Annotated in this window: 15 protein-coding genes; 14 read left to right on the forward strand and 1 reads right to left on the reverse strand. The window is 57.5% G+C overall.

Going from position 1 to position 14,002, the window contains the following annotated elements; genetic code table 11:
• Positions 1-15: 15 nt before the first annotated feature.
• A complete protein-coding gene (gene fdhF / locus AC5EFR_RS17115) occupies positions 16-2,790 on the reverse strand; it encodes a formate dehydrogenase subunit alpha (RefSeq protein WP_493576977.1) in 2,775 nt (924 codons plus the stop codon).
• Positions 2,791-3,024: 234 nt separating this feature from the next.
• Here fdhF and AC5EFR_RS17120 point away from each other — a divergent pair, with 234 nt between their 5' ends.
• The 14 genes from AC5EFR_RS17120 (at position 3,025) to AC5EFR_RS17185 (ending at position 13,622) form a co-directional block, all read left to right on the forward strand.
• On the forward strand, positions 3,025-3,516 hold the full coding sequence (locus AC5EFR_RS17120) for a VOC family protein (RefSeq protein ID WP_493576978.1): 492 nt from the start codon (positions 3,025-3,027) through the stop codon (positions 3,514-3,516).
• A 74-nt stretch (positions 3,517-3,590) separates the two neighbouring features.
• Positions 3,591-4,451, forward strand: coding sequence for a branched-chain amino acid aminotransferase (locus AC5EFR_RS17125; protein WP_493576979.1), 861 nt, complete (start codon positions 3,591-3,593; stop codon positions 4,449-4,451).
• On the forward strand, positions 4,448-4,903 hold the full coding sequence (locus AC5EFR_RS17130) for a GNAT family N-acetyltransferase (RefSeq protein WP_493576980.1): 456 nt from the start codon (positions 4,448-4,450) through the stop codon (positions 4,901-4,903). The genes AC5EFR_RS17125 and AC5EFR_RS17130 overlap by 4 nt, the downstream gene beginning before the upstream one ends.
• Before the next feature lie 54 nt (positions 4,904-4,957).
• Positions 4,958-5,413, forward strand: coding sequence for a universal stress protein (locus AC5EFR_RS17135; protein ID WP_493576981.1), 456 nt, complete (start codon positions 4,958-4,960; stop codon positions 5,411-5,413).
• A gap of 1 nt (position 5,414) precedes the next feature.
• Positions 5,415-5,870: a DUF2267 domain-containing protein gene (locus AC5EFR_RS17140; RefSeq protein ID WP_493576982.1), complete on the forward strand. Its 456-nt coding sequence runs from the start codon at positions 5,415-5,417 to the stop codon at positions 5,868-5,870.
• A 58-nt stretch (positions 5,871-5,928) separates the two neighbouring features.
• A complete protein-coding gene (locus AC5EFR_RS17145) occupies positions 5,929-6,438 on the forward strand; it encodes a ClbS/DfsB family four-helix bundle protein (RefSeq protein WP_493576983.1) in 510 nt (169 codons plus the stop codon).
• Between the two features lie 79 nt (positions 6,439-6,517).
• Complete coding sequence (locus AC5EFR_RS17150) at positions 6,518-7,081, forward strand: NifU family protein (protein ID WP_493576984.1); 564 nt, start codon at positions 6,518-6,520, stop codon at positions 7,079-7,081.
• The gene (locus tag AC5EFR_RS17155; protein ID WP_493576985.1) at positions 7,071-7,529 is read left to right on the forward strand and encodes a GFA family protein; all 459 of its coding nucleotides are present in this window, start codon (positions 7,071-7,073) and stop codon (positions 7,527-7,529) included. The genes AC5EFR_RS17150 and AC5EFR_RS17155 overlap by 11 nt, the downstream gene beginning before the upstream one ends.
• Positions 7,526-8,197 carry a tRNA (adenosine(37)-N6)-threonylcarbamoyltransferase complex dimerization subunit type 1 TsaB gene (gene tsaB / locus AC5EFR_RS17160; protein WP_493576986.1) on the forward strand — a complete coding sequence of 224 codons (672 nt, stop codon included), beginning with the start codon at positions 7,526-7,528 and terminating at the stop codon, positions 8,195-8,197. The genes AC5EFR_RS17155 and tsaB overlap by 4 nt, the downstream gene beginning before the upstream one ends.
• 26 nt (positions 8,198-8,223) lie before the next feature.
• Positions 8,224-8,634, forward strand: coding sequence for a GNAT family N-acetyltransferase (locus AC5EFR_RS17165; RefSeq protein WP_493576987.1), 411 nt, complete (start codon positions 8,224-8,226; stop codon positions 8,632-8,634).
• Between the two features lie 125 nt (positions 8,635-8,759).
• Positions 8,760-9,767: a BMP family lipoprotein gene (locus tag AC5EFR_RS17170; protein WP_493576988.1), complete on the forward strand. Its 1,008-nt coding sequence runs from the start codon at positions 8,760-8,762 to the stop codon at positions 9,765-9,767.
• Between the two features lie 258 nt (positions 9,768-10,025).
• Complete coding sequence (locus AC5EFR_RS17175) at positions 10,026-11,570, forward strand: ABC transporter ATP-binding protein (RefSeq protein ID WP_493576989.1); 1,545 nt, start codon at positions 10,026-10,028, stop codon at positions 11,568-11,570.
• Entirely contained in the window at positions 11,563-12,657 is a 1,095-nt protein-coding gene (locus tag AC5EFR_RS17180; protein ID WP_299929424.1) for an ABC transporter permease, read from the forward strand. Before AC5EFR_RS17175 ends, AC5EFR_RS17180 begins: the two co-directional genes overlap by 8 nt.
• Positions 12,657-13,622: an ABC transporter permease gene (locus AC5EFR_RS17185; protein WP_493577017.1), complete on the forward strand. Its 966-nt coding sequence runs from the start codon at positions 12,657-12,659 to the stop codon at positions 13,620-13,622. Before AC5EFR_RS17180 ends, AC5EFR_RS17185 begins: the two co-directional genes overlap by 1 nt.
• Positions 13,623-14,002: the final 380 nt, after the last annotated feature.

Genomic DNA, 14,002 nt, shown 5'->3' on the forward strand with positions numbered 1-14,002 from the left:
TCACCCCCGACCGCCCTATTCCGCAGCGATTTTCGTCATCGCTTCAACTCTCACGGCCGAAAACTTGAACTCCGGGATCTTGCCATAGGGGTCAATCGCCGGATTGGTCAACACATTCGCCGCCGCCTCGACATAGGCGAAGGGCACAAAAACCATATCCTCCGCAATTGCCCGATCCGCCCGCGCCATGATCTCAATCGACCCACGCCGCGTGGTCAGCTTGATCATATCCCCGGCCTCAACCCCAAGCGCCCGCAGCGTCTTGGGATGCAAAGAACAATTCGCTTCCGGCTCAACCGCATCCAAGACCTTGGACCGGCGCGTCATCGACCCGGTATGCCAATGCTCCAACTGGCGGCCCGTGGTCATGATCATTGGGAATTCCGCATCCGGGGCCTCGTCGGGCGCAACGACGGACGCAGGAGTAAACCGTGCCCTGCCATCGGTACGCGGGAACCCATCCCCAAAGACAATCGGTTGACCCGGGTCTGTTTCGTGCAACGACGGATAGGTGATCGTCTCAGTTTTCAACCGCTCCCAAGTGATATTATCGAGCGACGCCATATTGAGCTTCATCTCAGCGAAAACCTCGCTGACATCCGAATACGCCCAGTTCAACCCACAGCGCTGTGCCAATTCAACCGTTACGGCCCAATCTTCACGCGCCTCTCCGGGGGGCGGCACCGCCGGGCGAACCCGTTGCACCTGCCGGTTTGTATTCGAAACCGTGCCATTCTTCTCATAGAGCGCCGAGGCAGGCAGGATCACATCCGCATAATTCGCTGTTTCGGTTAGGAAAATATCCTGCACGACCATGCACTCAAGCTTGGCAAAGGCGTCGCGGGCATGTTCCACATCCGGGTCGGACATGGCCGGGTTTTCACCCTGAATATACATGCCCTTGATATTGCCCGCATAAACCTCGTCGACGATCTCGGTAACGGTCAGACCTTTTTCATTGCTGAAATCGTCGCTGTCCCAAACATCCGTGAACGCTTGGCGAATGCCGTCGTCTGTGACGCTCTGATAATCCGGCAAGAACATCGGGATAAGCCCCGCATCTGACGCGCCTTGCACGTTGTTTTGCCCCCGCAGCGGGTGCAACCCCGCACCCGGTTTGCCAACATTGCCGGTCATCAAAGCCAGCGAAATCAAGCAACGCGAATTATCTGTGCCGTGAATATGCTGTGACACCCCCATGCCCCAGAAAATCAGCCCCGCCTTGGCCCCGGCAAAGGTCCGCGCTACCCGGCGCAACTGCTCTGGCTCAATTCCACAGATTTCCGACATCGCTTCGGGGGTGAATTGCGCAAGATGTTGCTTTTCGGCCTCCCAATTCTCGGTGAATTTTTCGATATAAGCGCGATCGTAAAGCTCTTCTTCGACGATCACATGCATGATCGCGTTGAGCATCGACACATCGGCACCGGGCCGGAATTGCAACATCTCATCGGCAAAGCGACGCATACCAACCCCGCGCGGATCCATCACGATCAGTTTGCCACCGCGTTTGGTGAACTGCTTGAAATAGGTCGCGGCGACCGGATGGTTTTCAATCGGGTTGGCCCCGATGATAATCGCCACATCGGCATTTTCGATCTCGTTAAAGGTCGCGGTGACCGCGCCCGAACCGACGTTTTCAATCAACGCCGAGACCGATGACGCGTGGCACAACCGCGTACAGTGATCGACGTTGTTATGTTTGAACCCCTGACGGATGAATTTCTGGAACAGATAGGCTTCTTCATTCGTACATTTGGCGCTGCCAAAACCCGCCACTGCGCGGCCACCATGGGCCTCACGCAGACCGGTCAACCCTTTGGCCGCAAAGTCCAATGCCTCATCCCAGCTGGCTTCGCGGAAATGTGTCGAAAGATCGCCGGGATCAACGTTCAACCCTTTGGCCGGGGCGTCTTCACGTCGGATCAAGGGTTTGGTTAATCGGTGCGGATGGTGGATATAGTCGAACCCAAACCGCCCTTTGACGCACAGACGCCCCTCATTCGCCGGACCATTGATGCCCTCAACGTATTTGACTTTGCCATCTTTGACCTTGAGCGAGACCTTGCAACCCACGCCGCAGAAGGGGCAAACGCTCTCGGTTTCGCTATCGAAATCTTTGCTGTCGCCGACTTCTTGCGCATCCAAAACCGTCGATGGCATCAACGCCCCGGTTGGACAGGCCTGAACACATTCCCCACAGGCCACACAGCTTGACGCCCCCATCGGATCGGCCATGTCAAAGGTCGGATATGCGTCATGTCCACGCCCGGCCATTCCGATCACGTCATTTACTTGCACCTCGCGACAGGCACGCACGCACAACCCGCATTGAATACAGGCGTCCAGATTGACCCGCATCGCCACATGGCTGTCATCCAAAAGCGGAATCCGCTCGGGCTCGATGGTTGGAAAACGGCTGTCTTCAACACCGTTCTCCTCGGCCATGTCCCAAAGGTGGCTGGACTTGTCATGCGCCGCGTCGCGCTCAGGCTGATCGGCAAGCAGCAGTTCCATCACCATCTTGCGGGCGTTTTCCGCGCGGGCATTGTTGGTTGTCACAACCATGCCGTCGCTGGGTTCGCGAATACAGGAGGCCGCAAGCGTCCGCTCACCCTCGATCTCAACCATACAGGCCCGACAATTGCCGTCGGGGCGATAACCGGGGGCGGGTTTGTGGCACAGATGCGGGATTTTCAGGCCCCGGCCATTGGCCACTTCCCAAATGGTCATTCCTTGTTCAGCCTCAACTTCGGTGCCATCAAGGGTGAATCGGATCGTATTGGACATGCGCGTTTTCCTTTGGTCTTGGACGCAGTCTAGACCATTTTCACCCCCGAATGAGTGAGCCATTCCCGACACCTTCGCAGTGATTTGCGCCGAAACCGTTTCCTATACGCCCCGCGTGACGCCCATAGCGCACCAGACACCTGCGCACCCAAGGTTCGCGCACCAATCCCGTGCAAATCTATGGAGTGGTAACTTTTACGCACATTCATCACATGTTGGACAAGGAGATTTTGCATGAAAACCCATCCAGAAACCCGTATCGGCCATGTCCACCTCAAGGTCACCGACCTCAACCAATCGATCCGCTTTTATCGCGACGTTCTTGGCTTTGACGTCACACAAAAATCCGGCACCCAAGCCGCGTTTTTGTCGGCGGGTGGTTATCACCATCACATTGGCCTGAACACCTGGCATAGCAAGGACGGTCCGACACCGGACCCACGCGCCCCCGGATTATACCATGTGGCGTTTCTATACCCTGACCGGCAGGCCTTGGCGCAAACGCTTTTGCAGGTGGTGACATCCGGTGTGCCGATCCTTGGGGCCGCAGATCATGGCGTGTCCGAAGCCATCTACTTCGAAGACCCCGATGGCAATGGTATCGAAATCTATCGGGATCGCCCGCAATCCGATTGGCCAAGGGATGCACAGGGCACATTGACCATGACAAACGCGCCCTTGGATCTCGAGAAACTCATGTCAGAAGCAAAGCATCACGAAGTTTGATCAAAAGCCTCTCGGTCAGCACTGGACCTTGGCGCGCGCTGGTCATAGCGTGCGCCAACAACGGAGGACCAGACATGGCAATCGGCAAGACAATTCGCACCTACTATGACGGCCAATGGCACGACGGTGACGCAATGATTATGCGCGCGGCGGATCATGGCGCATGGTTGGGCACAACCGTGTTTGATGGCGCGCGTATGGTCAATGGGTTGACGCCAGATCTGGAACCTCATTGCGCGCGGACAAACCGGTCTGCGACGGCCTTGATGCTCACCCCGACGGTGACAACAGAGGACATGGTCGCGCTGGTCCAAGAAGGTCTCAAAGGATTTGCCCCCGGGGCCGCGGTCTATATCCGACCAATGTATTGGGGGATTCACGGTGATGCGACGGCAATTGTGCCAAGCGGTGACGACACCGGTTTTGCCATCAGCCTAGAAGAGATCCCCATGGCCCCGGAAACCGCGTCAACCACGCTGGGCTATACACGTTTCCGTCGTCCCGTTCTGGAAAGCGCGGTGGTAAATGCCAAGGCCGGATGCCTTTATCCCAACAATGCCCGCATGTTAGCCGAAGTTCGCGCCCGTGGGTTTGGCAATGCCTTGGTCGCCGATGCCCTCGGCAATGTCGCCGAAACCGCAACCGCCAACGTGTTTATGGTCAAAGACGGCGAGGTGTTCACCCCGGTCGCCAATGGCACGTTTTTGGCCGGAATCACCCGCGCCCGCCACATGAGCAACCTGCGCGCCGATGGTGTCATCGTACATGAAACGGTTCTTGGCTTTGACGATTTCAAAGCTGCGGATGAGGTGTTTTTGTCCGGCAACATGAACAAAGTCACTCCGGTGACCGGCATCGAAGATGACAGCTATCAAGTTGGACCAATCACCCGCCGTGTGCGTGACATGTACTGGGATTGGGCCGCATCGACATGACGCCGGAACGGCTGCTTTCGGCCTCGGATCAAGAGCTTGCCGCGCTGTCTGACCTCTGCCTGCGCTCCAAAGCCTATTGGGGATATGGCGCCGATTTCCTTGACGCATGTCGCGAAGAGCTAACCGTCACCCACGCCGATCTTGGGGCCCGAACCGCCGTAATCCGCAAGGGCGCGGGGTTTATCGGTGTCGCCACCGTGACGATTGATCAAGGGGCCGCGCAGCTCGACAAGCTTTTCGTTGACCCCGACGCCATCAGAAGCGGCGCGGGCCGCGCCTTGCTGCTTTGGGCCATTGCTCAGGCGCGCCATGCCAAAGTCAAGACTATGACCATCGACTCCGATCCGGGAGCCGAGGCATTTTATGCGCATATGGGGGCGGTTCGTATTGGGTCGGTTGCCTCAACCGTCATTGCGGGCCGAATGCTCCCCTTGATGCAGATTGCATTGTGACCGCTTGCCAGTTGTCGTGTCCACAGGCATGATTGCCACGATAGGGAGTGTATCATGCGCAAGTTTCTTGTTGTCTTGGATGACAGCCGTGAATGCCTAAACGCCATGCGGTTTGCTGCGATGCGGGCGGCCAATACCGGTGGCGGTGTTGCGATTCTGTCTGTGATTCCACCGGATGAATTCAATCATTGGATCGGCGTTGGTGCCGTAATGAAAGAAGAAGCCCGCGAACGGATTCACGCCCATTTCGAAGTCTTTGCGAAATGGATGCGCGACAAACAAGGTGTTGATCCCGAACTTGTCATTCGCGAAGGCGATGCGGTTCCTGAGATCATCGCCCATGTAACATCGGACGGCGAAATCGGGGTTCTCGTCCTTGGGGCGGCAACCGACAAAAAGGGACCTGGCCCGATTATCACCCAATTGATGCGCAACAGTTCCGGCCTGCCGATCCCGATAACCGTTGTGCCGGGCGACATGTCCAAAGAGCGGCTGGAAGCCATCACCTAAGATGCCGATGCCGTGGAGCTATCGCCATGCCGCCAAGGAATGGCGTGGGTTTTTGGATGACGCCAAGGACAGGCTTGGCACCCCGTCGGACAACGTCACCTATACGGTCACAGAAGGGGTGTTTCGCAGTTTTCGCAAACGCTTGACGGTGCAACAAGGGTTGGATTTCGCCCAAATCCTACCCACCACTCTACGCGCGCTTTTCGTCCAAAACTGGCAGGTGGAACCGCCCGCCCTTTGGGCCTCGCCTGATGTTTATCTTCGCGAAACACGCGATTTGCGCAAGCATCACAATATGGCCCCCGACAACGCGATCGAAGCGGTGTCCTATGCGTTGCACCGGGTTGTCTCGCCTGTTGACCTCACCCGGACCCTTGCCAAAATCGGACCTGAGGCCGAGGCGTATTGGCGGTTGGAGGGTGTTGATCCCAGCGAGCTTGGCCCGCGTTTTCGATGAGGCAGATCAAGGTGATGTTGCCTCGTTCCGGGTACCCTAGCCCGGAAAGGAAGCCGACATGCCCGCTACCTCTAAAACCGAATTGCGCGCTATTGCGGAAAAAGAATTTGCGAAACTGCAAAAGCTAATCACCCCTCTCGAAGAGAGCGTTGCTATGTTGCCCGATCCAGAGGCCGACGGCACAACAATCAAAGACACCATCGCCCATCGTGCCCATTGGATCACTCTGTTTTTATGCTGGTACGAGACCGGGCAATCTGGACAACAGGCCGAGATCCCTGCCCCCGGCTACAATTGGAGTGAGTTGAAACGCTACAACGCCGATTTGCGCGCATCGCAACATGATCTGAGCTGGGACGACGCCAAAGCCAGTCTCGATGCCCACCATCAAACTCTATTGGAGATGATCGACACCTTGGACAACGACGCGCTTTATGGTGGGCCGATGCAAGGCGGTAATAACAAATGGACAACTGGCCGCTGGGCCGAGGCCGCCGGGCCGTCACATTACCGGTCTGCGGCCAAATACATCCGCGCCCGGTTGCGCGCCCTTGCAGCGACCGCCTAAACCTTAGAATAATTCTAAACCTTGACCTTTGCCCGTCGCGTGCGCATATTCCGCACAGACCAGAAAAGGCGTGTCCCAGATGTTCATCCAGACCGAATCCACACCAAACCCCGCCACGTTGAAATTCCTGCCCGGCCTGACCGTGCTTGAAATGGGGACGGCTGATTTTCCAAGTTCAGAGGCGGCCAGCGGGTCACCTTTGGCACAGCGCTTGTTTTCGGTGGACGGCGTGACCGGTGTTTTCTTTGGCAACGACTTTGTCACCGTGACCAAAAACGACGACATCGACTGGGATCATCTGAAACCGTCGATCCTTGGTGCGATCATGGAGCATTTCCAAAGCGGTCAGCCGGTGATGTCTGATGGCGCAACCCAGGCCGGTGGCCACGCCGATCATGACGGTGAAGATGGCGAAATCGTTGGTCAAATCAAAGAATTGCTCGATAGCCGCGTCCGCCCTGCTGTGGCTCAGGATGGTGGCGATATCACCTTCCACGGCTTTGATCGCGGCGTTGTTTACCTGCATATGCAAGGGGCTTGTGCCGGTTGCCCATCGTCCACTTTGACGTTGAAAATGGGGATCGAAAACCTGCTGCGCCACTACATCCCCGAGGTGACCGAGGTCCGCCCTGTTGCCGTCTGACACCCTGTCAGGCCGCTGTTATTGCGGCAAAACTTTGATGCACGCCGATGGGCCACCTTTGACGGTGGCCTATTGTCATTGTGGCGATTGTCGGCGTTGGTCGGGTGCGCCGCTCTCGGCTTTTGCAGCCATGTCACCAAACGCCGTTCGCTTCACCCCCGATTTGATTTGGAAGTCCAGCGTCGCGGGCGTCACGCGGGCCAACTGCCCTGATTGCGGCTCGCCCTTGGCGGCGCGTTTCGACTATCTGCCTGATCAAATCTATATCCCCGTCGGCCTGTTTGATCACCCTGACACGCTTCCTCCCCAGCACCATTCGCATTTTGGATCGCGGCTCGATTGGCTGCATCTTACCGACGATTTGCCAAAATCCGACGCCTCGGCGCGGGTGACACTCTTGTCTTCTGGCTTGTCTTCTGGACCCACTCGCGGCACAGACACGCCATGACACATGCGCCTCTGATCCTCGGTTTCGACACCTCCGGCCCTCATTGCACTGCCGCTTTGCTGCGCGGTGACACGCTTGTCGCCTCTCAAACCCAAGACATGGCCCGTGGTCAGGCCGAACGCATCATGCCCCTGATCCAAGAGGTTTTGGCCGCTGGTGACATGGAATTGTCCGACCTGAACGCCATCGGCGTTGGTATCGGCCCCGGCAATTTCACCGGCATCCGCATTTCTGTATCTGCCGCCCGTGGCTTGGCTTTGGCGTTGGATATTCCTGCCATCGGTGTGTCACAGTTTCAGGCCATGGCGCTTGGCATCGACGGCCCGGTTGTCTGTAGCGTCGCCGCCCCGCGCGACCGGCTTTATGTACAAACGTTGAATGACACCAGCGGGAGCGCCGCCACGCTCTGTGATATGGATACACTTGTACTGCCAAACCCCAAGGCCGAAGCCGCAGTAATTGGCGCACAGTCCGATGAGATCGCCAAGCGCACCGGTGGCCGGGTGTTGGCCGCGAAATACCCAATGGCCGAAGCCATTGCGCGTCAAGCCATGCTTAACATGCATAACACCACCCTAACGCCCCCGGCCCCGCTTTACTTGCGCCCAGCCGATGCCGCCCCCTCACGCAACGCGCCACCGGTTATTTTAGCGGACCCGCCTGCGTGACCTCCCCCACCAAAACACACCCGGCCATGGCACCCGCGGACATGACCGCGCTTTATGCGCGCTGTTTTCCCGACCGCCCTTGGGACGAATCTGAAATTACAACGCTTTTGAACCGGGCCGATGTCGTGTCTGCGATCACTGACAACGGCTTTGTCCTTGCCAGCTGCATTGCCCCCGAGGCAGAGGTTCTAACCATTGCCGTAAGCCCAGATCACCGCCGCCAAGGCATCGCATCCGGGCTTTTTCGGACCCTTTGGTCAAATTTTTCGACACTTGGTATCGACACGGTTTTCCTTGAGGTCGCCTCGGGAAACACCGCTGCGCTGAAACTTTACAAAAGCTTTGATTTCCAAGAAGTTGGCCGTCGAAAAGGGTATTATACGCGCATCAATGCCCCGGCCGAGGACGCGGTGGTTATGCGCTGTGCGCTGACCTAGCGGAATTGCCCCTAAACCCCCTGAATTCCAAGATTCCGGTTGACCGCTGCGCGTGGCTTGCGTCTTTATTGCCTATCACAAACGAAACGGCGACTCTGTCCGTCGTTCACACCTGGGAGCAACACATGACTTTCATGAAAACAATTCTCGGCTCGGCCGCAGCTCTGGCACTGTCCGCTGGCGCAGCTCTGGCTGACCCGGCGCTGATCTATGATCTGGGCGGTAAGTTCGACAAATCCTTCAACGAAGCGGCCTTTGGCGGCGCAGAGCGTTGGGCCAAGGAAACCGGCGGGTCGTACAAAGACATCGAAATTCAGTCCGAAGCCCAGCGCGAGCAGGCCCTGCGCCGTTTCGCCGAAGCGGGTTTCAACCCTGTTGTCACCACCGGCTTTGCCATCGCTGGGTCGATCGACGCGGTTGCGGCGGATTATCCAGACACCAAGTTCGTCACCATTGACGGCTGGGTCGACCCTGCCAAGCACCCGAATGTTGTGTCGATCCTGTTCTCCGAGCACGAAGGTTCGTACCTTGTTGGCATGATGGCCGGCATGGCGTCCGAATCGAAAACTGTTGGCTTTATTGGCGGTATGGACATCCCATTGATCCGCAAATTCGCCTGTGGCTATGCCCAAGGTGTTATGGCCGCCAACCCCGATGCGACCGTTGTGTCCAACATGACCGGCACCACCCCTGCCGCATGGAATGACCCGGTAAAAGGCTCTGAGCTGGCGCGTGCACAGATCAGCCAAGGCGCGGACGTGATCTATGCAGCGGCAGGCGGCACTGGCATCGGTGTTCTGCAAACCGCAGCCAAAGAAAACATCCTATCGGTCGGCGTTGACAGCAACCAAAACCACATGCACCCCGGTCAGGTTCTGACCTCGATGCTCAAGCGCGTCGACGTGGCTGTGTTCGATTCGATGACAGCTGGTGCTGATCTCGAAACCGGCACCGTTAAAGTCTTTGGTTTGGCCGAAGAAGGTGTTGGATACGCTCTTGACGAGCACAACGCCCCCTTGGTGACCGATGAAATGAAAGCCGCCGTTGACGCGGCCCGCGATCAAATCATCGCCGGTGAGCTCAAAGTGCACGACTATTCGTCGGACGACAGCTGCCCCGTTCTGAAATTCTAATCCAACTGGATTAGGCTTTACTTTAGGCCGCGCCTGACTTGGCGCGGCCTTTTTGTTTCCAAATGGCCCGTTCTGTGACCTGCTTGTGCAACCGTCTGGCGAGCCATGAAGATTTCGTTACGAAATCCAGCCTTTTCCAATGCGCTTGGCCTTGACTCATGTGCCACAAAGCAAAACAAATATGCTTTGAGCAAAAAAACGCCACCGGGCTTTGGCCCCATTCGGCGACAAACAAAGACATGCTCTCGTGGAGGACGGATGACCGAAACCGCAGCCATCGAACTTAAAGGCATATCCAAAGCCTTTGGCCCTGTTCAGGCCAACAAGGATATCTCGATCCGGGTGATGCCGGGCACGATCCACGGGATCATCGGTGAAAACGGCGCTGGGAAATCCACGCTGATGTCGATCCTGTACGGGTTTTACAAAGCCGACAGCGGCGAGATTTTCATCAACGGAAAAGCGACCGAAATCCCAGACAGTCAGGCCGCGATTGCCGCCGGGATTGGCATGGTGTTTCAGCACTTTAAACTGGTGCAAAACTTTAGCGTTTTGGAAAATGTCATCCTCGGGGCCGAAGATGGCGCTATGCTCCAACCCAGCCTGCGCAAGGCACGCGGCGTTCTCAAGCATCTTGCCGAGGAATACGAGCTTCAGGTTGATCCCGAAGCCTTGATCGAAGACCTCTCGGTGGGTCACCAACAGCGGGTTGAGATCCTCAAGGCGCTTTATCGCGAAGCCGACATTCTGATTTTGGATGAGCCCACCGGGGTGTTGACCCCGGCCGAGGCCGATCACCTGTTCCGCATTCTCGAAGGCCTTCGCAAAGAGGGTAAGACGATCATCCTGATCACCCATAAACTGCGTGAAATCATGGAGATCACCGATACGGTATCGGTGATGCGGCGCGGTGAAATGACCGCGACCGTCAAGACATCCGAAACCAGCCCAGAAGAGCTTGCCGAGCTGATGGTGGGCCGTAAAGTATTGCTACGGGTCGACAAAGTCCCCGCCAAACCCGGCAAGCCGGTGCTCGAGGTCGAAAACCTCCGCCATATCGACGAGGCCGGGGTGGAGCGCCTCAAAGGCATTTCGCTCAATGTGCGCGCCGGTGAGATTGTCGGCATCGCCGGGGTATCCGGCAACGGTCAATCGGAATTGATGCGGGTCTTGGGCGGCTACGGTTATGCGACCGGCAACATCCGCATGAATGGCGAAGAGCTAGACCTAACCGGCAAGCATTCCGACGGCCAATCGCGCCGCGCCCGTGGCATCGGCCACGTTCCCGAAGACCGCCACCACGAAGGGCTGATCCTTGATTATTCCGCTTGGGAAAACACGGTGTTCGGCTATCATCGTGGCCCCGAAACCGGCAACGGATTCTTGATGGATAACAAAGCCATCAAAGCCGAAGCCCAAGCCAAAATGGACCGCTTTGACGTGCGCCCGCCGCACCCATGGCTCAACGCCAAAGACTTCTCTGGCGGCAACCAACAAAAGATCGTGCTGGCCCGTGAAATCGAACGCAACCCCGACCTGCTGTTGATCGGCCAACCGACGCGCGGCGTTGATATCGGCGCGATCGAATTCATCCACCAACAGATTGTGCAACTGCGCGATGCGGGCAAGGCGATCTTGCTGGTCTCGGTCGAGCTTGATGAAATCATGTCGCTGTCTGATCGGATTGCGGTGATGTTTGACGGCCAGATCATGGGCGAACGCTTACCGTCCGAAACCGATCAGACCGAATTGGGCCTACTCATGGCCGGTGTGACCAATACCAAGGAGCTGACCAATGGATAAGATGCCCGCCTGGGCCGATGCGGTCCTTGTTCCCCTCATCTCGATCCTCTTGGCTGCGGCGATTTCGGCGCTGGTCATCCTCGCCATCGGGGAAAACCCGGTCGAGGCCTTTAGGATCATGGTCAAAGAGGCGCTCAGCACCTCGCGCGGGATCGGCTATACGCTCTATTACGCCACCAACTTTATCTTTACCGGGCTGGCGGTTGCCGTCGCCTTTCACGCCCGCATGTTCAACATCGGAGGCGAAGGTCAGGCGATGATGGGTGGTCTTGGCGTGGCGCTGGTCTGTCTCTATGTGCCATGGCCGCATTGGACGCTGGCGCTCTTTGGCGCGGCGGCGATTTCGGCGCTGTTCGGCGCGGCTTGGGCCTATATCCCGGCCTATCTTCAGGCCAAACGCGGCAGCCACATCGTTATCACCACGATCATGTTCAACTTTATCGCCTTTTCACTGCTGAACTACATTCTGGTCAACGTGTTGCGCCCCCAGGGCTCGATGGACCCGGCCACTGCCAAATTCCCCGAGGCAACGTTCCTGCCGACCTTCCAAAGCATGTTTTCAACCGCTGACACGGTGATGTTCCGCAACGCCCCGGCCAATGTGACGTTTTTCGTCGCTTTGGCGGCCTGTGTCGCGGTTTACTTCCTGATCTGGCGCACCCGTTTGGGCTATGAAATCCGCGCCTTTGGTCATTCGGAAACCGGTGCCAAATACGCGGGCATCTCGCCGGTCAAGATCACCATCGTCTCGATGCTGATCTCTGGCGGATTGGCGGGCATGATGGCGCTGAACACCACCATGGGCGAGGCCGAGCGTCTGGTGCTCAACGCCACCGAAGGGGCCGGGTTTATCGGCATCGCCGTGGCCTTGATGGGCCGGTCACATCCGGTTGGCATCCTCTTGGCGGCGCTGCTGTTTGGCTTCATGTATCAGGGCGGTTCGGAACTGGCCTTTTGGACCAACATTCCGCAACAGCTGATCATCGTGATTCAGGCGCTGGTGATCCTGTTCACCGGGGCGCTCGATAATATGGTGCGCATGCCGCTTGAAAAACTGTTCCTGAGCATCCGTAAGGGAGACGCATGATGGATATCGATACCATTGTCCAAGTGCTCGATAGCTCAATCCGCCTGTCGACTCCGCTTTTGTTGGCCTGTTTGGCCGGGTTGTTTAGCGAACGCGCCGGTATTTTCGACATCGGACTTGAGGGCAAGATGCTGATTTCGGCGTTCTTCTCAGCGGCGATCACCTTTACCACCGGCAGTGTCTGGATTGGTCTCTTGGCCGGGATCGCTGCGTCGCTGGCGCTCTCCCTTATCCACGGCCTTGCCTCGATCACCTTTCGTGGTAATCAGCTGATCTCCGGGGTGGCTCTGAACTTCCTTGCCTCTGGTCTCACCGTCTTGATTGCCCAAAGCTGGTTCAAACAAGGCGGGCGCACCCCAACCATCCCAGAAGAGCAGCGGTTCCAAGAAATCACCCTGCCCTTTGCTGACGCCTTGCGCGATGTTCCCCTGCTTGGGCCGATCTACTCGGACCTGATCTCGGGCAATTCGGCGCTTGCCTATATCGCCTTCCTTATGGTGCCGATCACCTGGTTCGTGTTGTTCCGCACCCGTTTTGGCCTGCGCCTTCGCGCTGTGGGCGAGGCCCCTGATGCGGTTGACACCGCTGGCGTCTCGGTCATCGGGCTGCGTTATGCGGCGGTGATGATCTGTGGCGTGCTTTGTGGGATCGCCGGGGCGTATCTCGCGACCTCGCTTCAGGCCGGGTTCGTCAAGGAAATGACCGCCGGTCGCGGCTACATCGCCTTGGCGGCTCTGATCTTTGCGAAATGGCGCCCTTGGTACGCCTTGATGGCCTGCCTTCTGTTTGGCTTCCTTCAGGCGGTCGCCTTGCGGTTCCAGAATATTGACTTGGGCGGCGTTGTCATCCCGGTTCAGATGATGGAGGCCCTGCCCTACATCCTAACGGTTGTGATCCTTGCCGGGTTTGTTGGCAAAGCCATCCCCCCCCGCGCCGGCGGCGAGCCCTACGTCAAAGAGCGTTAAACACGCGCGCCACCGCCAAAGTCCAGCCCCCGCAAAGCGTTCGACCTTTGCGGGGGCGTTTCTTTTGCAGACACCTGTCGACTTTTCCGGTGGCTAGAATTGCGCTAGAACCCGATCCTGCAAATATCGGCTGTCGCATGGCAACTTCGATTGTCACTCTTGCCATCGGATTTGAGTTTATCTCCGCCATGGACCAGTTTCCGAAGATTGGCCTAGCCTTTAGAGGCCAGACCCTAAACAATTTGGTTGCCTTGTTTCTCTAGCCCGTGTTTGAGAACCAGATCGGCGGGGTTTTCACAGCCAAGATCGCCCCTGCCACCCACGGACGACTCCTCCAACGCCGCTACGAATCGCGCAATCCATATTGCTGTCTTACCCCT

The organism is Pelagimonas sp. (assembly GCF_058892305.1).